Below are 21,234 nucleotides of genomic sequence, written 5' to 3' on the forward strand. Positions count from 1 at the left end.
ATGGCAAGCAACGATCAGAGATCTCCGCGCACTTCACCGGTTCCCAGCGCGGTCCGCTGCCGGTTGACCTCCGCCCAAAGCTCATCGCTGTCGTCGTCGCGCAGCACGACCATCCAGTCCAGTTGATCGTCGGTCACGTCGAAGTATTCCAGGATTTCCCGCCGAGCCGCGTCGATGAACTGCGCGTATTCCGGGGTTGCCTGGGCCCGCGCGTGCAACGCGTCGTATTCGGCATCGTCCGCGCCGCCGCCGTGCTCGTCGATATAGCGCGAGATCCACTGGTCCCGTTCGCGGTCGTAGTCGGCCTCGGCGCGCATCGCCTGCAACGCCGTGTAGAAATCCAGTTGGGCAAACGCGGCGATCGCCGCCGTTGTCGCCTCGTCGAATGGTGTCGTCATTCCATCTCTCATGTCGTTCAACGCACATCATCGCACGGGTCGCACCCGGGCAAGCGCCTCGAATACGGACCGCACGCACATGCCATAATTCGCCCGTTCCCGAGCTACCGGATACATCGTGTCATACGCGAAATGATTTTGATCAGATCACTTGCCGCCTGTCTGCTGATGGCTGGATGTCTTGCTGCGGCGCACGCCGAGACGTATCCACCCGAAGTATCGAGAAGTATCGACAAGCTTCAGTCCCAATGTGCCCGCAAGTCCAACGATCCGAAGGCGCCAGCCTGCATCGAATACAAGGCCACGTTGGCGCGCACCATTCCCGCCGACGTCCAGGCATTGATGCATCAGGAAGAAGTCGCCAATGACAAATGCCGGAACGGCCCGGCACCCAAATTGTTGCCTGACGGGCAATATGCACCGGGAAGCGCCTGCGCACAACGCGAACAACTGATGAAGACCCTCCACCAGCACAACTGGTGCTGGGGCCATACGGACATGGATAGCTATCTTCCCGGTTGGGTGATCTGTCATCCCGGTGAATGGCAGTAAGGCCGCACCAATAGCGGGGCAGAATGCCGCAAGGCTGGGGAGCGGATTGCAGGACCCAGGCTTCACCGGCGATGCTCGCACCCGCTGTCGCCGCAGCAAACAGTCGAACAGGTTTCCCGGCAATTCGTCCAGTCTCTCGATCCGCCTTTGCAGCGCGAATCCTCACCGCCGCCCTGGCATCAGCAACAGGCGCTCGTCCCGGCGGACTTTCCTGAACCTTCCGTTTCAGCCTGAAACGGTAGTCCTGAAATTTGCGCCGACGGATCGCAATTGGCTGCAGATTCAACCCGACGACGTCACACGCTCGAGGCTGCCTTCAGCCGCCGAGCCGCCAGCCAGACTCAATGGCTGGCGAGCGGCATCCCCACGCATCAGGACGGACGTTTCCCGCGGGCACCCGCGGGTTTGCCAGCCGGCTTGCGCGCGCCCGCCGCCGGCTTGCCGGCAGATTTGCCACGCGGCTTCTGCACGCTGAACGGGCTGCCGATGGTGTAGTCCGGTCCGTTACTGGCCGGCTTCGCGTGCGGCACCGCAGCCTTGCGCTTGTTCTCGCCGCCTTGCGGACGCGGCTTCTTACCCGCCACCGGCATGGCCGCCGACGCAGCTTGCGGCACTTTCGGCTTCTTCGGCTTTTTGGGTTTCTTGATGATCTGGCCCGTCGCGCTGGTTTCCGGCACGCGGTGTTCGGCCTCGAAACCCGGCTCTTCCTCGCGGCGCAGCGTTTGCTTGATCAGCGCCTCGATCGCGGCCAGTTGCGGCGCTTCATCCGCACACACCAGCGACACCGCCACGCCACTGGCGCCCGCGCGGCCGGTACGGCCGATGCGGTGCACATAGTCTTGCGCCACGATCGGCAGGTCGACGTTGATCACGAGCGGCAGGTCGTCGATATCCAGCCCGCGCGCCGCCACATCGGTGGCCACCAGCATCTGGACTTCGCCCGTCTTGAAGCGCTCCAGCGCACGCAGGCGCGCCGGTTGCGGCTTGTCGCCGTGAATGGTGTCGACTGCATAGCCCGCTTCGTCCAGCATCGCCGCCAGGTAATCCACGCCGTTGCGCGTCTTGACGAACACCAGCGCATGCTCCCACTTGTTCTCGGCCACGAGGTGCATGAAAAGATCGGGCTTGTTCCGCTTGTCCACCGTCACCACCCACTGCTTGATCTTGCTGGCCGTGGCATTGGGCGGACTGACGCTGATGTTGACCGGACTGCGCAGAATCGTCGCCGCCATCGCGCGGATATCGTCGGTAAACGTGGCCGAGAACAGCAGCGTCTGACGCTGCGCGGGCAGCGCGGCAAAGACGGCGTTGAGTTCGCGCGCAAAGCCGAGATCCAGCATCCGGTCGGCTTCGTCCAGTACCAGCGTCTGCACCTGATCGAACTGCACCGCGTTCTGGCGATTGAGGTCCAGCAAACGGCCCGGCGTGGCCACGAGCACGTCCACGCCCTTGCGCAACTTCATCATCTGCGGATTGATGCTCACGCCGCCGTAAGCGGCCAGAAACCGCAAATCGAGGCCCTTGCCGTACGCGATGAAGCTTTGCAGCACCTGTTCAGCCAGTTCACGCGTGGGCACCAGCACCAGCACACGTGCGCGGTTGCTGGACACCGCCGGGCCGTGTTGCACCAGCCGCTGCAGCAGCGGCAGCGCAAACCCGGCCGTCTTGCCGGTGCCGGTCTGGGCGCCCGCCATCACGTCCTTGCCACCGAGCACGGCAGGAATTGCCTTGGCCTGCACCGGCGTAGGGGCCTGGTAATTGAGGTCCTGCAGGTTACGCAGCAAGGGATCGATCAGGCCGAGCGAGGCAAAAGACATGGACGTATTCCGGACTAAAACCGCAATTCTAGCGGTTGCCGGGCGAATCAAGGCCCACTGCGCCCGGCGGGACGGCGTCGACAGGGAACCACGCCACAGCCAGCCGACAGCCGCCGCTGGCGCGAAGCAAGCAAATCGCCCCCTCTTCCCGCTTCAAATCGCCTCTCGCAGCCACGTAATCCCATTGCCCGTCCATCGCTGTCGGGGCTGCACGATGACGGGAACGCACCTGTCTCGCGGCTCCAGATGGGCGCCGAAGGCACGCTTGCGCCGCCCGACGCCGCTCGATGACGAAAGCCAGGTGATAAGCTCGATGCCGACGCACGGTTGCGCATCGCCGCGCGCCACACCCTGCCCCTACGACTGCCACGAGCCTCCCATGCCCCTCGCCCCTTCCGTCCTCTCCGCGTTCACGCCGACCGGCAAGCTGCGCGCGTCGATCAACCTCGGCAACCCGATCCTCGCGAACCGCGACCCGGCGACGGGCGAACCGTTCGGCGTGTCGATCGACCTCGCGCGCGCGTTCGCCGAGCGCCTGTCGGCCGAGCTGGAACTGGTCGTGTTCGACACTGCCGGCAAATCGGTGCAGGCGCTGACCGACGAGCGCGCCGACTTCGGCTTCTTCGCGGTCGATCCGCTGCGGGGCGAAACGGTCGCGTTCACGGCGCCGTATGTGCTGATCGAAGGGTTCTATCTGGTGCGGGACGCGTCGCCGATCCGCACGAACGCGGACGTCGACCAGCCGGATAACCGCGTGACCGTCGGCAAGGGTAGCGCCTACGACCTGTTCCTCACGCGCGAACTGAAGGCCGCGCAGATCGTGCGTGCGCCGACGTCGCAAGCCGTCGTGCAGACCTTCGTCGAACAGCAACTGGAAGTGGCCGCAGGCGTGAAGCAGCAGCTCGAGGCCGACGCCGCTAAAACGCCCGGCCTGCGCCTGCTCGACGAGCGGTTCATGGTGATCCGGCAGGCCATGGGCGTGCCGAAGAGCCGCGGCGAAGCGGCCGCGGCGGCATTGAATGCGTTCGTCGAGGAAATGAAGGCGTCAGGCTTCGTCGCGGATTCGCTGCGGCGGCATCGCATCTCGGGCGCATCCGTCGCGCCGCAAGCGTGACGGCACGGGGCGTTGCGCAGCGATCTACAGCTGCGATCGCCCCGCTTTACGGCCGCCCGACTTCGCGCGGCCGCGTCGGGTGCAGGAAGCCGTGATCGAGATGAAGACGTCGGGCATGGGCGGAACCGACCTTCGCGACTGCCTATACAGATCGGACCGCTGATCGGCGCTTTCGATTGTCCGACTCGGCCGGGTGGATACGACCGGCCGGAACGAAGCGCCGGCGCTCAGTACGACTTGACCGCCACCGTGGCCGGCGACTCGCTCAACGGGACGAAGCGGCGCGTGGTGCCGTCGAGTGCGTCGATGCGCCCCATCTCGATGTCGTAGACCCAACCGTGCAGATTCATGCGCCCTTGCTCGAGCGCGAGCGCAACCGACGGATGCGTGCGCAGGTTGGCGAGCTGCGCGATCACGTTCTCGCGCACCAGACCGTCCAGCTTGTCCCGAGGGGAGTCGAACTGATGCGCGGCATTGATCGCTTTCGCGGCATCGGAATGGCGCAACCAGTTCGCGACAGCCGGCATATGGTCGAGACACGTACACCGTGAGATCGCGCCCATCGCGCCGCAATCCGAGTGCCCGCAAATGACGATGTCCCGCACGCCGAGCACAGCGACCGCATACTCGACGGTCGCCGACACGCCGCCCGGTTCCGGTCCGTACGACGGGACGATGTTGCCGGCGTTGCGAATCACGAACAGCTCGCCGGGCTCGCGCTGCGTCAGCAGCTCGGGCACCACGCGGCTGTCCGAGCACGTCACGAACAGCGCCTTGGGATTTTGGGCGGTGGCGAGCTGCTTGAACAGCTCGACACGTTGCGGATAGACCTCGCGCTGAAAGCGCAGGAAGCCGTCGATGATGTCGCGCACGGGACTCTCCTGTTACGAATTCACGGCGGGCGGGCAACGAAATCGTACGCTGCCGTCCGCCAAGGCGGCCGACATTATCGCAGATCGGCGACGTCGTGATGAGGCCGGCGCGGACGGCGGCCAGCCGGACTACCCCCGCGCGCCCCATGCGCGCACGGCGTATTCGATCCGGTCCGCCCGGGACCGCAAAACCGGCACGATCCCGGGATGTCCGTCGCCCCGACGCCCCCCTGAGTCGGCAGCGGCGCCCTTGATTCGATGCCGGGTTTCGGTATATTTGCGGGACACACGAGGGGATGGCGCACTCGCAAAAACAGGGCGCCCTCAAACGACCAAAAAGCCTATAACCGAGAATAACGATCATGTCCGGCACCTACGACCCGACGCTCGTCGTCCTTTCCTGCCTGCTTTCGATCCTCGCATCGTTCACGGCACTCAATATCTCCGACCGCCTGAATCTCATCGGGAATCGTTCGATCTGGCCCTGGATCGCGTTCGGCGGGTGCATCATGGGCCTCGGCATCTGGTCGATGCATTTCGTCGCCATGCTGGCATTTCACCTGCCGGTGGCCGTCGGATACGATATTCCCACCACCGTCGCGTCCTTGCTGATCGCGATTGCGGCTTCGACGGTCGGCTTCGTCCCGCTCGCCCGCTTCGCCCTGCACTGGCCGCAACTCATCGTGAGCGCAATCGTCATGGGGCTCGGCGTCGCCGGCATGCACTATCTCGGCATGCAGGCCATGAGCATCTGCGCCGGTATTCGATACCAGCCCTGGTTGGTCGTGCTGTCCGTCATCATCGCGATCCTCGCGAGCGGCGCCGCCTTGTTGCTGGCCTTCGACCTGCGCAGGCCGAGCACATTCGGCAGGACACGCCAGATCGGTTCGGCCATCGTCATGGGCGTGGCCGTGTGCGGGATGCACTATTGCGGCATGGCAGCGGCCAGTTTCGAACGAGGCAGCGACGCGACGGCGACCCTCGCCAATCTCCCCGCGCCGTGGCTGGCCGGTATCGTCGTGACGGTCAGCTTGGTGATTTTCCTGGTCGCCGCCGTGATCATGCTGCTGGATGCCAGGATCAACACCCAGGCGCGGGAACGCGTTCAGGCAACGTTGAACACCCATCTCGATCGACGGAATCCGACTCGCTGACGGCGCACGCTCGACTGCATCCGGGCCCGTCAAACGGGCCGTTCCCCCGCTCTCCCGGCCCGGCACATCCGGTGCACGGGTGGCCGGCCGCTTCGGCGCGCCGGCCTGTCCCGCCGGGGTAGGACCGCATCCGAGGCGGCTCACCCCGACAACACGCTCGCCCTAGCCCAGCCAGCGCGCATCGGGCCAGTCGCCCTGGTCGAACGTCGCCTTCACGCAATCGAGCAGCACACCGACCACGCACCGCACCGGCGCCGTGGCCTGCCGGCTGCTGGGCGCCGCGAGCACGATCGTGCGCCGGACGCCCGGCGACGCGAGCGGCGCCGCGCTCAGGATGCCGCGCTCGACCTCCTGCGTCACACCAACGGCCGGCAGGATCGTCCAGCCGTGGCCTTGCGCGACCAGTTCCTTCTGCACGCTCAGCGCATTGGTTTCGGCGAACACCTGCAACGTCACGCCGGCCTCGGCCGCCGCGTGCCCGATCGCCGCGCGCAGGCCCTGCGGCGCGGAAGGCAGGATGAACGGCTCGCGCGCGACCCGATCCAGCGACACCGGCCGCTTGTGCGACAGCTTGGCCGATGGCGCGGCGACGGCCCACAGACTCTCGTCGATCAACGCCTTCACGTGCAGCGCGGGCGTCTCCTTCTGCCCGTACAGCAGCGCCGCATCGACATCGCCCGCTTCGAGCCAGTCCTGCAGGTGGCCCGCGTAGCCGATCGTGAGCCGTAGCCGGATGTGCGGGTAGCGCCGCGCCACCTCGCCCGCCAGCCGCGTGGCCAGCAGGTCCGACGTGCTGGCCAGCAGCCCGATGCTCACGTTGCCCGCCACCGGCCCGTCGGTCGGCTGGATCTCGGCCTTGGCGCGCGCCACCTCGTTGAGGATGCGGCGCGCGTATTCGAGCATCGTCTTGCCCGACGGCGTGAGCTGCATGCCGTGGCGGCTGCGGTCGAACAGTTCCGTCCCCATGTCGTCCTCGAGCAGGCGCAGCTGGCGCGACACGGCCGGCTGCACGAGATTCAACAGGCTCGATGCCCGGGTGACGTTGCCCGTTTCGGCCACGGTGACGAACGCGCGCAATTGCTTGAGATCCATCGCGGATACCTCGATACCAAAAACTGATTCGACGATCAGGAAATTCTATTGTTTAAGAAATCCATCAAAACTTATTATGGACTCGACCCATGCCAATGACGAGACACGATTCATGAGCGCCTCCGTTTTTTCCGCCCCCGACCAGTACCAGGCAATCCGCGACGCGGTACGCGGCCTGTGCAATCAGTTTCCGGCCGACTACCACCGCAAGATCGACGAGGCGCGCGGCTACCCCGAAGCGTTCGTCACGGCCCTCACGCAGGCCGGCTGGCTGGCCGCGCTGATTCCGCAGGAATACGGCGGCCCGGGGCTGTCGATGGCCGAGGCGTCGGTCATCATGGAAGAGATCAACCGCTCCGGCGGCAATTCGGGCGCGTGCCACGGCCAGATGTACGTGATGAACACCATCGTGTTCAGCGGCACCGACGCGCAGAAGCGGCGCTACCTGCCGCGCATCGCGGCGGGCGAACTGCGCGTGCAGTCGATGGGCGTGACCGAGCCGACCACCGGCAGCGACACCACCAAGCTCAAAACCACGGCGGTGAAGAAGGACGGCCGCTGGGTCATCAACGGCCAGAAGGTGTGGATCTCGCGGGTTCAGCACAGCGACTTGCTGATCCTGCTCGCGCGCACCACGCCGCTCGACCAGGTGCAGAAAAAGAGCGACGGGCTGTCGTGCTTCATCGTCGAGCTGGACAAGGCGATCGGCAACGGGCTGACGGTGCGCCCGATCCTCAACATGGTCAATCACGAGACCAACGAGCTGTTCTTCGACAACCTGGAGCTGCCGGAAGACGCGCTGCTCGGCACTGAAGGCAAAGGGTTGAAGGTGATCTTCGACGGCCTGAACGCCGAGCGTACGTTGATCGCGGCCGAGTGCATCGGCGACGGCTACTGGTTTCTCGAGAAAGCGCGCGATTACGCGGTCGAGCGCAAGGTGTTCGGCCGCCCGATCGGGCAGAACCAGGGCATCCAGTTTCCGCTCGCCGAATCGTTCATCGAGCTCGAGGCCGCGAACCTGATGCGCTGGCGCGCCTGCGAGAAGATCGACGCGCGCCAGAACGCCGGGGGCGAGGCCAACATGGCCAAGTACCTGGCGGCGAAGGCAAGCTGGGAAGCGGCCAATGCTTGCCTGCAGACGCACGGCGGCTTCGGCTTCGCCTGCGAATACGACGTGGAGCGCAAGTTCCGCGAAACGCGCCTTTACCAAGTTGCGCCGATTTCCACCAACATGATCCTCGGGCATGTGGCCGAGCACGTGCTGCAGCTGCCCCGTTCCTACTGATTCCGGAAGGATTCCTCTCCATGAAGATGCTCGTCCCCGATCGGCCAGAACGGCAAGATCGTCGCGCCGCAGCGGTACGTCGCGGTCGGTATCTCGGTGGCGATCCAGTGTTTGGCCGGCATGAAGGATTCGGCGGTGATCGTCGCGATCAACAAGGATTCCGAAGCACCGATCTTCATCGTGATCGACTACAGCCTCGAAACCGGCCTGTTCGAGGCCGTGCCAGAACGGGTCAACGCATGGTGACGGCCAGGGGAGCCGGCACCGGAAATACAGGCGCCGGCTGCCTGCCGGACACTTCCATCATCGAGCACGAAACACCATGAGTGTCGCGCCTTCCGAATCCTTCGACGCGTGGATCGGCCACAGCATTGACTGCGCCGACCGGATTACCCAGGCACCCATCCGCCTGCTGCAGGCGGCACTGGACTACGCATACCCATCCGAACTCCCCGCGACGCTGCCGCCGCTGTGGCACTGGCTGTACTTCCTGCCGGGCGAGCGACAGTCGAACATCGGCGTCGACGGTCACCCGCAGCGCGGCGGCTTCCTGCCGCCCGTCACGCTGCCACGCCGCATGTGGGCCGGCGGACGGCTGCGGTTCATGCGCCCGCTGGCCGTCGATGCGCCCGTGCAGCGCCGGTCGACGATCCTGAGCGTGCAGAGCAAGTCCGGCCGCAGCGGCCGGCTCGTGTTCGTGACTGTGCTGCATGAGATCGGCGACGCGCAAGGCATGGCGATCCGCGAAGAACAGGACATCGTGTATCGCGACGCGCCACCTCCTGCCACTGCCGGCATACCGGCACCGCAGCCGGCCCCAGCGCCGACCGACGAACAGTATTCGCGCATCGTCCTGCCCGATCCGGTGCTGCTGATGCGCTTTTCCGCGCTCACCTTCAACGGCCATCGGATTCACTACGACCGGCCCTACGCGATGCAGGAAGAGGGCTATCCGGGCCTCGTGGTGCACGGCCCGTTGATCGCGATGCTGCTGCTGGAGGAACTGCGCCGCACACACCCCGGTAAGACCGTCCGCACCTTTGACTTCAAGGCAGTCAGCCCGCTGTTCGACACCGCGCCGTTCACGGTGAACGGCAAGCTCGAAGAACCTGCCGCGCGCCTGTGGGCGCGCGGCCCGCAAGGGCAGCTGGCCATGCAGGCCAGCGCCGAACTGGAATAACGATCCGACCATGCAAGCTCGCAAAGCTCACCCCGGCCCGCTGAGCGGGATGACCGTCGTCACGCTCGAACACGCGATTGCCGCGCCGTTCTGCACGCGCCAGCTCGCCGATCTCGGCGCGCGCGTCATCAAGGTGGAGCGCCCCGGCGTCGGCGATTTCGCGCGGGCGTACGATCACCGCACCCGCGGTCTCGCGTCGCATTTCGTGTGGACCAACCGGTCGAAGGAAAGCCTCACGCTGGACCTGAAACAACCGGCCGCGCAGGCGGTGCTGGGCGAACTCGTGGCCCAGGCCGACGTGCTGGTGCAGAACCTCGCGCCCGGCGCGGCCGCGCGCATGGGCCTGTCGTTCGATGCGCTGCACGCGAAGCACCCGCGGCTGATCGTCTGCGACATCTCGGGCTATGGCGCCGACGGCCCCTACCGCGACAAGAAAGCGTACGACCTGCTGATCCAGAGCGAGGCGGCGTTCCTGTCGATCACCGGCACGGCCGACGAGCCCTGCAAAGCCGGCAACTCGATCGCCGACATCGCGGCGGGCATGTACGCGTACACGGGCATCCTCAGCGCGCTGCTGCAGCGCGGCGTCACGGGCATCGGCTCGCACGTGGAAATTTCGATGCTCGAGGCGCTGGCCGAGTGGATGGGCTTCCCGATGTACTACGCGTACGACGGCCAGCAGCAGCCGGGCCGCAACGGCGCCGCGCACGCGACCATCTATCCGTACGGCCCGTTCAAGGCCGGCGACGGCCGCGTCGTGATGCTCGGCCTGCAGAACGAGCGCGAATGGAAGGCTTTCTGCGATGTCGTGCTGCGCGACCCGGCGCTCGCGACCGATCCGCGCTTCGACGCCAACGTGCACCGCTCGGAACACCGTGCGGAACTGAAGGCCGTGATTGAACAGGCGTTTTCCACACTCACCGCGCAGGACGTGATCGCGCGGCTCGACGAAGCGCAGATCGCGAACGCCGCCGTGAACCAGATCGGCGATCTCTGGACGCATCCGCAACTGCACGCGCGCCAGCGCTTTCGCACGATCGACTCGCCGGCCGGCGAACTGCAGGCGCTGCTGCCGCCCGCCACGATCGACAGCTTCGACGTGCGCATGGACGCGGTGCCCGCGCTGGGCGAACACAGCTCGGCCATCCTGCGCGAACTCGGGCGCACCGACGCCGATATCGAACAACTGCGCGCCGCCGGCGTGATCTGAGCCATGTCCAAGCCCCTTTCCCCCGCCCATCACGCACGCAGTCTGCTGTTCGTGCCGGCCACCCGCCCCGAGCGCTTTGCGAAGGCGCTCGATTCGGGTGCCGACTGCATCGTCGTCGACCTCGAGGATGCCGTTAGCCCCGACAGCAAGGACGACGCACGCGCGCAGCTTGCGCAGCACCTGCCGCTACTGACGGCCGAGCAGCGTGCGCGCACCGTCGTGCGCGTGAACGCGGTCGGCACGCCGTGGCACGACGCGGACATCGCGCTGCTACGCGACTGGGTCGCGGAAGGCGTAGTCGTGATGCTACCGAAGTCCGAAGAGGCGGGCGCGCTGCGCAAGGTTGCGGCGCAGCTCGGCGAGCATGCGCAACTCGTTGCGCTGATCGAATCGCTGGCCGGGCTCGACGCGGCCGATGCGCTGGCGCGCGACCCACAGGTCGTGCGCGTCGCGTTCGGGCATCTGGATTTCCAGCTCGACCTCGGCATGCGCGCGACGCCCGACGAGCCGGAGCTGGCCTTTGCGCGCAATGCGATCGTGGCCGCGTCGCGTCGCGCGCAGTTGCCCGCGCCAATCGACGGCGTGACCACGCGCACCGACGATGCCGAGCGTCTGACAGCCGATGCGCGGCGTGCGCGCGCGTTCGGTTTCGGCGGCAAGCTGTGCATCCACCCGGCGCAGGTCGCCGGCGTAAACGATGCGATGGGTTATTCGGAAGACGAGCAGGCGTGGGCGCGCCGCGTGATCGACGCAGCCGCGAAGCACGGCGGCGCCGCCTTCAGCCTGGACGGCCGGATGGTCGATCTCCCGGTGATCCGGGCGGCCGAGGCGATCATCGCCGGTACGCGGAAATAATCGATCGCGACTACGCGGCGCGCTCCATCGGCCCGCATCCGCGCCGCCGCTCAGGCCGCAACCGGTTCGCGCCGATCGGCGGGCCGCCAGCCGCGTGCCGGCGCGATATGCGTGATGACATCGTCGAGAATCTGCAGATAATTCTCGAACGGCAGGTTGTAGGGCAGTTCGACGCGCAACTCCCGCACCTGGCCGACCACCGGATCGGCCAGCAGCCGCTCCAGGATTCCGTCCGAGGTGCCGACGAGATCCGGCGCCGACGCCTCGCACTTCGACACCTTTGCGTGACAGCGCTGCCGGGAAGCCGTCGGGCGGGAGGCCCAGCTCGCCCTTGAACAGCGACACGACGGTCCCGCCGAAGGCGGAGTCGCCGCGACGATCGACAAGCGGCTCGCCCCCCGGTTAGACGCCTTCGACCAGCACGGCCCGAAAGCGTGCGCCCTTGAAGCGATGCGGAACGATGGCCTGATATGCCGGGCTGCCATACCACGCGTGCGCGGCGTCCCTGGACGGAAACTCGACGATCACCACCCCTTCCGGGCCTTCGCCCTCGAGCGTTTCCTGCGGGCCATACGCGGCCAGCACCTTCAACGGGTGGCCGGCGGTCGTCGCGCCGACCTTGTCCTGGTAGAGATCGAGTTCCTGCTGATCGTGCGTGCTTTCATGCGTGAAGACGATATAGGTCGCCAAGATTGCGCTCCTGATGCGTTCGAGAATGATGGGCCGATCCGGAGATCGTCCGCCGGACAACGGCACTCATCCTAACCATCGGGCGCGTTTTCTCTTAGCCCCCTGCTTCCAACTCTCTATTCGAGCCGGATTAACAATGGAGGCACCCGGTCGGCCGGGCGCGTGTCGCAGCACCAAAAGAAAACACCCCTCGACGAGGGGTGCATGAGCCGGAACGCGGTACGCCCCCAGCCGATGGCAAGTCAGCTGGGGGAAATCACCGCCCGGTGCCGGGGCCGTCGAGACGCAGCGTCGTGCTCACCCTACCCGCGCTTCTCCTTCGCGCTCGGCTTCCCCTTCGTCCGACCTCGTTCGCGCCAGCACCGGCTTGAGCGCCTGCCCGGTGTGGCTTGCGCTCACCTGCGCGAGCGCTTCCGGCGGCGCCGCCGCGACGATCGTGCCGCCGCCCACGCCGCCCTCCGGCCCGAGATCGATGATCCAGTCGGCCTCGGCAATCACGTCGAGGTCATGCTCGATCACGACGACGCTGTGCCCCGCATCGACGAGCCGGTGCAGCACGCGAATCAGCTTCGCGACGTCGGCCATGTGCAGGCCGACCGTCGGTTCGTCGAGCACGTACAGCGTGTGCGGCGCCTTCTGGCCGCGCCGCGTGATGTCGTCGCGCACCTTCGTCAGCTCGGTGACGAGCTTGATGCGCTGCGCCTCGCCGCCCGACAGCGTCGGCGACGGCTGGCCGAGCGTCAAGTAGCCGAGCCCGACATCCTTCATCAGCTGCAGCGGATGCGCGATGTTCGAAATCGGCGCGAAGAATTCCACCGCCTCGTCGATCTCCATCGTCAGCACGTCGCCGATGTTCCGGCCGCGCCACGTGACGGCGAGCGTCTCCGGGTTGAAGCGCTGCCCGTGGCACACGTCACACGGCACCTTCACGTCGGGCAGGAAGCTCATCCCGATCGTGCGCACGCCTTGCCCCTCGCATGCGGGGCAGCGCCCGTCGCCGGTATTGAACGAGAAGCGCGACGCCGTGTAGCCGCGCGCCCGCGCTTCCAGCGTATCGGCGAACAGCTTGCGGATCGTGTCCCACACGCCGATATAGGTGGCCGGGCACGAGCGCGGCGTCTTGCCGATCGGCGTCTGGTCGACTTCCAGCACGCGGTCGATCTGCTCCCAGCCGCTCAGCGACTCGCAGCCCTGCCACGCATGCGTGACGTTCAGCGACGGCCGCGGCGCGCTGCGCGCGAGCACGCTCGAACGACGGTTGGCGGCCGGCGCGTCCTGCTGCGCGGCCTTGCGCGCGCGGCGCGTGGCCGGCGACGACAGCACCGAGCGGCCCACCGCGTCGAGCAGGTTCGTCATCAGCACGTCGCGCGCGAGCGTCGACTTGCCCGAGCCGCTCACGCCCGTCACCGCGACGAGCCGCGCAAGCGGAATGCCGACCGTGACGTCACGCAGGTTGTGCAGCCGCGCGCCATGCACGGTCAGCCAGGCCTCCGGCACCGCGGCGCCGCCTTTCTTGCCCGGCAGGCTCACGCTGCGGCGCGGCTGCAACGGGTGCGTCATCGGCTGCGCGAGCAGGCGCCCCGTGACCGAATCGGATTGCGCGGCCAGATCCGCGACCGCGCCCTGCGCGACCAGCGTGCCACCGCGCTTGCCGGCGCCCGGGCCGACGTCGATGATGTGATCGGCGCGGCGGATCGTGTCCTCGTCATGCTCGACGACGACGAGCGTATTGCCCTTGTCGCCGAGCTTGCGCAGCGCGTCCAGCAGGATCTGGTTGTCGCGCGGATGCAGGCCGATCGTCGGTTCGTCCAGCACGTAGCAGACCCCCTGCAGGTTGCTGCCGAGCTGCGCGGCGAGCCGGATCCGCTGCGCTTCGCCGCCCGACAGGCTCGGCGCCGCGCGATCGAGGCTCAGGTAGCCGAGCCCGACTTCCTCGAGAAACGCGAGGCGGCTGCCGATTTCGCTGACGATGTCGCGTGCGATCTGCGCGTCGCGCCCCGTCAGTTCCAGCCCGTCGATCCAGCGCCGCGTGTCGGACACCGTCCATTGCGCGACCTCGACGATCGGATGCGCGTCGAACGTGACCGCGCGCGCGGACGGGTTCAGCCGCGTGCCATGGCAATCCGGGCACGGCTCGTTGCCCACGCCTTCCGGCTCCTGCTCGTCGGACGGCAGCGTCTGCTCGCGGCCACGGTCATCGCCGGCGAGCACCGTATCGTCGTACGCGGCGCGCTGTTCGCGCGTAAGCGTGACGCCGGTGCCGACGCAAGTCGTGCACCAGCCATGCTTGCTGTTGTACGAGAACATCCGCGGGTCCAGCTCCGGGTAGCTCGTGCCGCACACCGGGCACGCGCGCTTGACCGACAGCACCTTGACCGTGCCGACGCGTGCGGTCGAATGCGCGTTCTGCATCGCAGCGTGCAGCCCGTCGAGCGGCGCGAGCAGATGCATCACGCCCTTGCCGAGCTCGAGCGTCTCGTCGAGCACGCGCCGCAGTTCGGCCTCGTTGTCCGGCGACACGACGATGTCGGCCACCGGCAGCTCGATCGTATGCTCGCGGAAGCGGTCGAGCTTCGGCCACGGATCGACCGGCACGAACTCGCCGTCGACGCGCAGATGCGTGCTGCCGCGCGCCTTCGCCCACTTCGCGAGATCCGTATACACGCCCTTGCGGTTGACGACCAGCGGCGCGAGCAGCCCGACGTGCTCGCCGCGATGATCGCGCAGCAACTGCGCGGCGATCGATTCGACGGACTGCGACGTGACGGGCGTGCCGTCGTGGATGCAATGCTGCAGGCCGAGCTTCACGTACAGCAGCCGCAGGAAGTGCCAGACTTCGGACGTGGTCGCGACCGTGCTCTTGCGCCCGCCGCGCGACAGCCGCTGCTCGATCGCGACGGTCGGCGGAATGCCGTACACCGCATCGACTTCGGGGCGGCCCGCCGGCTGCACGATCGAGCGTGCATACGCATTCAGCGATTCGAGGTAGCGGCGCTGCCCTTCATGGAACAGGATGTCGAACGCGAGCGTCGACTTGCCGGAACCCGATACGCCGGTGATCACGTTGAACTTGCCGTGCGGGATGTCGACGTCGAGCGCCTTCAGGTTGTGTTCGCGCGCATTGACGATCCGCACGACGTCTTCGCCTTCGATCGCACGCCGCTCGCGCGCCGCGTTCAGCACGGCCTGCAGCGGCTTGCCTTCATCGGCGAGCGCCAGCTCGGCGTCCATTGCGCGGTCGTATTGCAGCAGCGCCACGCCGGTATGCGATTCGGCACAGGCCTTCACGTCGTCGGGCGTACCCGCGCACAGCACGAGGCCGCCGCCGTCGCCGCCTTCCGGGCCGAGATCGATCAGCCAGTCGGCCGCGCGGATCACGTCGAGGTTGTGCTCGATCACGATCAGCGAATGGCCGGCCGCGAGCAGCTTGCCGAACGCCTGCATCAGCTTCGCGATGTCGTCGAAGTGCAGCCCGGTGGTCGGCTCGTCGAACATGAACAGCTTCGCCCGCGCGATGCGCGCTTCTTCCGTGACGACCCGGCGCCCATTGACGGCCGCCGCCGATTCGGCGAGGAAGCCTGCCAGCTTCAGCCGCTGCGCTTCGCCGCCCGACAGCGTCGGCACCGGCTGGCCGAGCTTCACGTATTCGAGGCCGACGTCGACGATCGGCTGCAGCACGCGCAGCACCTCGGCGTCGGTCGCGAAGAACGCGGCCGCTTCGCTGACGGTGAGGTCAAGCACGTCGGCGATGCTCAGCGCGCGGCCGTTGCGCTCGATGCGCACTTCGAGAATCTCGGCGCGGTAGCGGCTGCCGTCGCAATCCGGGCAGCGCAGGTAGACGTCGCTCAGGAACTGCATCTCGATGTGCTCGAAGCCCGAGCCGCCGCAGGTCGGGCACCGGCCGTCGCCCGAGTTGAAGCTGAACGTTCCGGCGCCGTAGCCGCGTTGCAGCGCGAGCGGCGCCTTCGCGAACAGCTTGCGGATCTCGTCGAACGCGCCGACGTAGCTCGCCGGGTTCGACCGCGTGGTCTTGCCGATCGGCGACTGGTCGACGAACACGACGTCGCCGACCTGGTCGGCGCCCGTGAGGCTGCGGTACGCGCCCGGCGACTCGGTCGCCTTGCCGTGGTGCCGCGCCATCGCCGGATAGAGCACGTCCTGCAGCAGCGTGGACTTGCCGGACCCCGACACGCCCGTCACGCAGACGAGCCGCTGCAACGGGATCTCGACCGTCACGTCGCGCAGGTTGTGTTCGCTCGCGCCTTCGAGCACGATGCGCGGCGTGTTCGCGTCGACCACCCGGCGCGCCCAGTTCGACGCATGCGCGACATGCTTGCGGCCGCCGAGATACTCGCCCGTCAGCGTGTGCGCGGAGCGGATATCGCCCGGCGTGCCGTCATAGACGATCGTGCCGCCGCGCTCGCCCGGGCCGGGCCCCATGTCGATCAGCCGGTCGGCCGCGAGCATCACCGACGGATCGTGCTCGACGACGACCAGCGTGTTGCCCGCGTCGCGCAGCCGCTGCATCGCCTCGACGATCCGCGTGAGGTCGCGCGGATGCAGGCCGATACTCGGTTCGTCGAGCACGAACAGGGTTTTCGTGAGCGACGTGCCGAGCGCCGTCGTCAGGTTGATCCGCTGCACCTCGCCGCCCGACAGCGTGCGGCTTTGCCGGTCGAGCGTCAGGTAGCCGAGCCCCACGTCGCACAGGTATTTCAGGCGCGTGCGCACCTCGGCGAGCAGCAGCTTCAGCGCATCGTCGAGCAGCGCGCTCGGCAAGGTGATGTCATCAAAGAAACGGCGAATGCGCTCGATCGGCAGCAGCATCAGGTCGTGCACGGTCAGGCCCGGAAGCGCTTCGAGCTGCGCGCGGCTCCACTCGACGCCGCGCGGCATGAAGCGGCCGGCCGGCGCGAGCACGCCGTCGGCGTTTTCCTTCGAGCCGAGCCGCCATTGCAGCGATTCCGTCTTCAGGCGCGCGCCGCCGCACACGTCGCACGGCGTGTAGCTGCGGTATTTCGACAGCAGCACGCGGATATGCATCTTGTACGCTTTCGACTCGAGATAGCCGAAGAAGCGCTTCACGCCGTACCACTGGCTCTGCCACTTGCCGTTCCAGTCCGGCGACCCGTTGACGACCCAGTCGCGCTCGGCGTCCGACAGCTCGGACCACGGTGTGTCGCGCGGGATGCCGGCTTTCGCCGCGTAGCGCATCAGGTCATCCTGGCACTCCTTCCAGGCAGGGGTCTGCATCGGCTTGATCGCGCCGCCGCGCAACGTCTTGCGCGCGTCGGGGATCACGAGGCCGAGATCGACGCCGATCACGCGGCCGAAGCCGCGGCAGGTTTCGCATGCGCCGTACGCCGAATTGAACGAGAACAGCGCCGCCTGCGGCTCCGCGTAGCGCAGGTCGCTGTCGGGATCGTGGAGCCCGGTGGAGAAGCGCCATACCTGCGGCTCGGCAACCGCGTGCTCGGCGTCGGCCGGCAGCACATAGACGTTCACGCGCCCGCCGCCGCGCTTCAGCGACGCCTCGATCGCCTCGACCACGCGCACCTTGTCGGCACCCTGCACGCGGAAGCGGTCGGCCACCACGTCGAGCATCTTGCGCGGCCCGGTGGGCGACGCGACCTCGCGCTGCGCCTGCACGCGCGTATAGCCGCTCGCCGACAGCCACTGCGCGATTTCTTCATCGGACACCGCTTCCGGCAGCTCGACCGGGAACGTGACGACGACGCGCGGGTCGTCCGCCTGCGTGCGCGCGACGAGCTCCGCGTAGATCGTCTCCGGCGTGTCGTGCCGCACCTGCCGCGCGGTCTTGCGGTCGAACAGCTCGGCCGCGCGCGCGTACAGCAGCTTCAGGTGATCGTTCAGCTCGGTCATCGTGCCGACGGTCGAGCGCGAGCTGCGCACCGGGTTGGTCTGGTCGATCGCGATGGCCGGCGGCACGCCGTCGACACGTTCGACCTGCGGGCGATCCATCCGGTCGAGGAACTGCCGCGCGTACGCGCTGAACGTCTCGACGTAGCGCCGCTGGCCTTCCGCGTACAGCGTGTCGAACACGAGACTCGACTTGCCGGAGCCCGACGGGCCGGTGACGACCGTCATCTCGCCGGTGCGCAGGTCGAGATCGAGATTCTTGAGGTTGTGCTGACGTGCTCCGCGAATGCGGATCAGATTGCTGGATGACAATTTGCCTGCCCGTCTGAATGAGTTAGCCAGAGTGCTCGGTGCCGGAACGCTGCGGCGGATGCCCGCAGGCGCGGCGCACGGGCCGCCACGGTGACACGTGCGCGGCTCGATTGCGACGGACACTATACTGTATATTCATACAGTTTTCCATGACGACCCTGGCGCCGTCATGGGCAGACGGCTGGCGAGGAAGCGAGACGCCTTTGCCGAACAGGCGACCCGCGGCATGCCGGTGCGCAGCGGTCATGGGCGCGTCCCGCCAACCATTTCCCCCCCGTCTCCGGCTGACTGTTGACTGGTGCAGCCCTCCCCTGCGTGCAGCGCTCGAAAAGTTAACTTGTAGAAGTTGTGACGTATTAGTAGCATTTTCTACATGAACACTTTATCGATCTGGTCACTCCTCGTTCTGACCCTTCCGACAGAAAACGCGACGGCCCGCATGCGGTTCTGGCGTGCGCTGAAGGCGAAGGGATGCGCGGTGCTGCGCGACGGCATCTACCTGCTGCCGTACACCGCAGAGCACGAGGCGACCCTGCGCGAGCTCGCGGACGCGATCGCCGACAGCGGCGGCACGGCCTACCTGCTGCGTGCGCCCAGTCTCGACACGTCACAGGAACAGGAATTCCGCGCGCTGTTCGACCGCGACGCCGACTACGCGACCTTCACGCGAACCCTCGTCGATGCGCGCAAGACCCTGGCCGGGCAGTCCCCCACGGAACTCACCCGCCTGCTGCGTCGCCTGCGCAAGGAGTTCGACGCCATCCGGGCGATCGACTATTTCCCGGGCGATTCGGCCACTCGCGCCGAAGTCGCGCTGCAGGATTTCGTCACGCGGGTCGACACCGTGCTGTCGCCGGGCGAGCCGCACGCCGCGGACCGCGCCATTCGTCCGCTGACGATTGGCGAGTACCAGGGTCGCACGTGGGCGACGCGGCAGCGGATGTGGGTCGATCGCGTCGCGAGCGCATGGTTGATCCACCGATTCATCGACGCGCGCGCCCGCTTCATCTGGCTGGCGTCGCCGGCGGATTGCCCGGCCGACGCGCTCGGCTTCGATTTCGACGGTGCGACGTTCACGCACGTCGGCGAGCGCGTGACATTCGAGGTGCTACTCGCCAGTTTCGGGCTCGAAAACGACGCCGCGCTGACGCGGCTCGGCGAGATCGTGCATGCACTCGACGTAGGCGGCCCCGCCGCGCCTGAAGCGGTGGGCTTCGAGGCCGTGATGGCCGGCACGCGCCAGCGCACGGAGACCGACGACCAGTTGCTCGAGCAGATGGGCGCCGTGCTCGACGCCCTGTATGCGCACTTCACGTCGAACGGCAAGAACCCAACCACCGCCAGATCATGACGACTACCATCGCCACCACCGAACCGACCTACTCGCTGGGCGAACTGGTCGCCTACATGCTGCGTCTCGGCACATTCGGTTTCGGCGGGCCGGTCGCGCTCGCGGGCTACATGCGTCGCGACCTGGTCGAGCGTCGCGGCTGGATCACGGAGGCCGACTACAAGGAAGGCCTCACGCTGGCCCAGCTCGCACCGGGGCCGATGGCGGCCCAGTTGGCGATCTATCTCGGCTTCGTCCACTACCGCCTCCTCGGCGCGACGCTCGTCGGTTTCGCGTTCGTGCTGCCGTCGTTCCTGATGGTGGTCGCGCTCGGGTTCGCGTATGCGCATTTCGGCGGGCTGTCGTGGATGCAGGCCGTCTTCTACGGCGTCGGCGCCGCGGTGGTCGGCATCATCGCGATGAGCGCGTACAAGCTCACGACCAAGACCGTCGGCAACGACAAGCTCCTTTGGGCGATCTTCCTGACCTTGGCTGCGGTGACCTTCATCACGGAATCGGAAATCGCGTGGCTGTTCGTCGCTGCCGGCCTGATCGGCTGGCTGTGGCGCGCTCCACCCAAGTGGCTGCACAAGGGCGGCCTGAATGCCGTTGCCGCTGCCAATCTTCCCGCGGCCAGCGGGATGCTGAGCGGCATCGATTTGCCGCAGCTCGTTCAGCTCGGCGCCTTCTTCATGAAGGCCGGTGCGTTCGTGTTCGGCTCCGGGCTCGCGATCGTGCCGTTCCTCTATGGCGGCGTCGTCACCGAGCATCACTGGCTCAACGACAAGCAGTTCGTGGATGCCGTCGCGGTCGCGATGATCACGCCCGGCCCGGTCGTGATCACCGTCGGCTTCATCGGATATCTGGTCGGGGGATTCCCGGGCGCACTCGTCGCTTCGCTCGGCACGTTCCTGCCTTGTTATCTGTTCACGGTCATCCCCGCGCCTTATGTGAAGAAATACGGGCACCGGCCGGGCGTCAAGGCGTTCGTGAACGGCATCACGGCGGCGGCCGTCGGTGCGATCACGGGTTCCGTTCTCGTCATTGCGAAGCGATCGATCGTCGATATCCCGACTGCGCTGCTCGCCGTTGCAACCGTGCTGCTGCTGTGGCGTTTCAAGAAGCTCCAGGAACCGGTGATCGTGACGGCAGCCGCCGTCATTGGACTCGTGGCGTTCCCGCTGCTCCACCACTGACTCGAGTCGATGTGAGGCGGAGGTGACGTACCGGATGAAAGCGCGGGCAAGCGATCGCCTTAGATACGGCTTGCTTTCGGCTGACACGATACGGTATCTCCATGCAGCCACTGATGAAGGCGGTTCGCGCGACCGTGACGGTCGAGGAGATTCTCGCGAGCCGGCGCCGGGTCGTGCTGGAAACCCGCTGCGAAGTCGATGGCCTCGTCGTCGTGGAAGGCACGGCGGTGGTGATGCCCACGAATGCCGCGGCGCGCCGGAAAGAAACGGCGCGCGTGCAGGATCAGGAGGCCTGAC

17 protein-coding genes and 1 pseudogene are annotated in these 21,234 nt (G+C 67.0%); 11 read left to right on the forward strand and 7 right to left on the reverse strand.

All coding sequences use genetic code 11. The annotated features are described in order from the left end of the window. Positions 1 to 14: 14 nt before the first annotated feature. Positions 15 to 398, reverse strand: a complete 384-nt coding sequence (locus CFB34_RS35655) for an ATP-dependent protease (RefSeq protein WP_089444372.1) — start codon at positions 396 to 398, stop codon at positions 15 to 17. 132 nt (positions 399 to 530) lie between these two features. Here CFB34_RS35655 and CFB34_RS35660 point away from each other — a divergent pair, with 132 nt between their 5' ends. Next, positions 531 to 950 (forward strand): hypothetical protein, encoded by a 420-nt coding sequence (locus CFB34_RS35660; RefSeq protein ID WP_081421337.1) that lies wholly within the window; start codon positions 531 to 533, stop codon positions 948 to 950. Positions 951 to 1,321: 371 nt separating this feature from the next. Here CFB34_RS35660 and CFB34_RS35665 read toward each other — a convergent pair whose 3' ends face one another. Then, the gene (locus CFB34_RS35665) at positions 1,322 to 2,767 is read right to left on the reverse strand and encodes a DEAD/DEAH box helicase (protein WP_179243787.1); all 1,446 of its coding nucleotides are present in this window, start codon (positions 2,765 to 2,767) and stop codon (positions 1,322 to 1,324) included. Between the two features lie 379 nt (positions 2,768 to 3,146). On the opposite strand from CFB34_RS35665, the gene CFB34_RS35670 reads away from it, so the two are divergent. Continuing rightward, positions 3,147 to 3,881 carry an ABC transporter substrate-binding protein gene (locus CFB34_RS35670; protein WP_089444374.1) on the forward strand — a complete coding sequence of 245 codons (735 nt, stop codon included), beginning with the start codon at positions 3,147 to 3,149 and terminating at the stop codon, positions 3,879 to 3,881. Positions 3,882 to 4,108: 227 nt separating this feature from the next. Here CFB34_RS35670 and CFB34_RS35675 read toward each other — a convergent pair whose 3' ends face one another. Continuing rightward, positions 4,109 to 4,753: a carbonic anhydrase gene (locus CFB34_RS35675; RefSeq protein WP_089429778.1), complete on the reverse strand. Its 645-nt coding sequence runs from the start codon at positions 4,751 to 4,753 to the stop codon at positions 4,109 to 4,111. A gap of 362 nt (positions 4,754 to 5,115) precedes the next feature. On the opposite strand from CFB34_RS35675, the gene CFB34_RS35680 reads away from it, so the two are divergent. After that, positions 5,116 to 5,907 (forward strand): MHYT domain-containing protein, encoded by a 792-nt coding sequence (locus tag CFB34_RS35680; protein ID WP_089444375.1) that lies wholly within the window; start codon positions 5,116 to 5,118, stop codon positions 5,905 to 5,907. Positions 5,908 to 6,069: 162 nt separating this feature from the next. Here the strand turns inward: CFB34_RS35680 and CFB34_RS35685 are convergent, their stop codons facing one another. Next, complete coding sequence (locus CFB34_RS35685; RefSeq protein WP_089444376.1) at positions 6,070 to 6,999, reverse strand: LysR substrate-binding domain-containing protein; 930 nt, start codon at positions 6,997 to 6,999, stop codon at positions 6,070 to 6,072. Between the two features lie 112 nt (positions 7,000 to 7,111). Between CFB34_RS35685 and CFB34_RS35690 the strand changes: the two genes are divergently transcribed. The 5 genes and pseudogenes from CFB34_RS35690 (at position 7,112) to CFB34_RS35710 (ending at position 11,529) form a co-directional block, all read left to right on the forward strand. After that, positions 7,112 to 8,284: an acyl-CoA dehydrogenase family protein gene (locus CFB34_RS35690; protein ID WP_089444377.1), complete on the forward strand. Its 1,173-nt coding sequence runs from the start codon at positions 7,112 to 7,114 to the stop codon at positions 8,282 to 8,284. 39 nt (positions 8,285 to 8,323) lie between these two features. Continuing rightward, positions 8,324 to 8,530: pseudogene (locus tag CFB34_RS35695) on the forward strand (FAD-binding protein); the annotation flags it as partial. Positions 8,531 to 8,606: 76 nt separating this feature from the next. Then, positions 8,607 to 9,464 (forward strand): MaoC family dehydratase N-terminal domain-containing protein, encoded by an 858-nt coding sequence (locus CFB34_RS35700; protein ID WP_089444379.1) that lies wholly within the window; start codon positions 8,607 to 8,609, stop codon positions 9,462 to 9,464. A 10-nt stretch (positions 9,465 to 9,474) separates the two neighbouring features. Continuing rightward, the gene (locus CFB34_RS35705; protein ID WP_089444380.1) at positions 9,475 to 10,674 is read left to right on the forward strand and encodes a CaiB/BaiF CoA-transferase family protein; all 1,200 of its coding nucleotides are present in this window, start codon (positions 9,475 to 9,477) and stop codon (positions 10,672 to 10,674) included. Positions 10,675 to 10,677: 3 nt separating this feature from the next. Continuing rightward, positions 10,678 to 11,529 carry a CoA ester lyase gene (locus CFB34_RS35710; RefSeq protein ID WP_089444381.1) on the forward strand — a complete coding sequence of 284 codons (852 nt, stop codon included), beginning with the start codon at positions 10,678 to 10,680 and terminating at the stop codon, positions 11,527 to 11,529. Positions 11,530 to 11,579: 50 nt separating this feature from the next. On the opposite strand, the gene CFB34_RS35715 is transcribed toward CFB34_RS35710, so the two are convergent. From CFB34_RS35715 to uvrA, 3 genes are all read right to left on the reverse strand, one after another. Continuing rightward, positions 11,580 to 11,915 (reverse strand): hypothetical protein, encoded by a 336-nt coding sequence (locus tag CFB34_RS35715; protein ID WP_242808760.1) that lies wholly within the window; start codon positions 11,913 to 11,915, stop codon positions 11,580 to 11,582. A gap of 16 nt (positions 11,916 to 11,931) precedes the next feature. Then, a complete protein-coding gene (locus CFB34_RS35720) occupies positions 11,932 to 12,219 on the reverse strand; it encodes a DUF1330 domain-containing protein (RefSeq protein WP_089444382.1) in 288 nt (95 codons plus the stop codon). 297 nt (positions 12,220 to 12,516) lie between these two features. After that, positions 12,517 to 18,411 carry an excinuclease ABC subunit UvrA gene (uvrA, locus tag CFB34_RS35725; protein ID WP_089444383.1) on the reverse strand — a complete coding sequence of 1,965 codons (5,895 nt, stop codon included), beginning with the start codon at positions 18,409 to 18,411 and terminating at the stop codon, positions 12,517 to 12,519. Between the two features lie 373 nt (positions 18,412 to 18,784). Between uvrA and CFB34_RS35730 the strand changes: the two genes are divergently transcribed. The 3 genes from CFB34_RS35730 (at position 18,785) to CFB34_RS35740 (ending at position 21,233) form a co-directional block, all read left to right on the forward strand. Beyond that, complete coding sequence (locus CFB34_RS35730) at positions 18,785 to 19,762, forward strand: chromate resistance protein ChrB domain-containing protein (protein WP_179243788.1); 978 nt, start codon at positions 18,785 to 18,787, stop codon at positions 19,760 to 19,762. Beyond that, the gene (locus CFB34_RS35735; RefSeq protein ID WP_089444385.1) at positions 19,759 to 20,937 is read left to right on the forward strand and encodes a chromate transporter; all 1,179 of its coding nucleotides are present in this window, start codon (positions 19,759 to 19,761) and stop codon (positions 20,935 to 20,937) included. The genes CFB34_RS35730 and CFB34_RS35735 overlap by 4 nt, the downstream gene beginning before the upstream one ends. A 101-nt stretch (positions 20,938 to 21,038) precedes the next feature. Beyond that, complete coding sequence (locus tag CFB34_RS35740) at positions 21,039 to 21,233, forward strand: hypothetical protein (RefSeq protein WP_089444386.1); 195 nt, start codon at positions 21,039 to 21,041, stop codon at positions 21,231 to 21,233. The last annotated feature ends 1 nt before the right edge of the window (position 21,234 follow it).

This window comes from Burkholderia sp. HI4860, from assembly GCF_002223045.2.
Classification (GTDB): Bacteria; Pseudomonadota; Gammaproteobacteria; order Burkholderiales; family Burkholderiaceae; genus Burkholderia.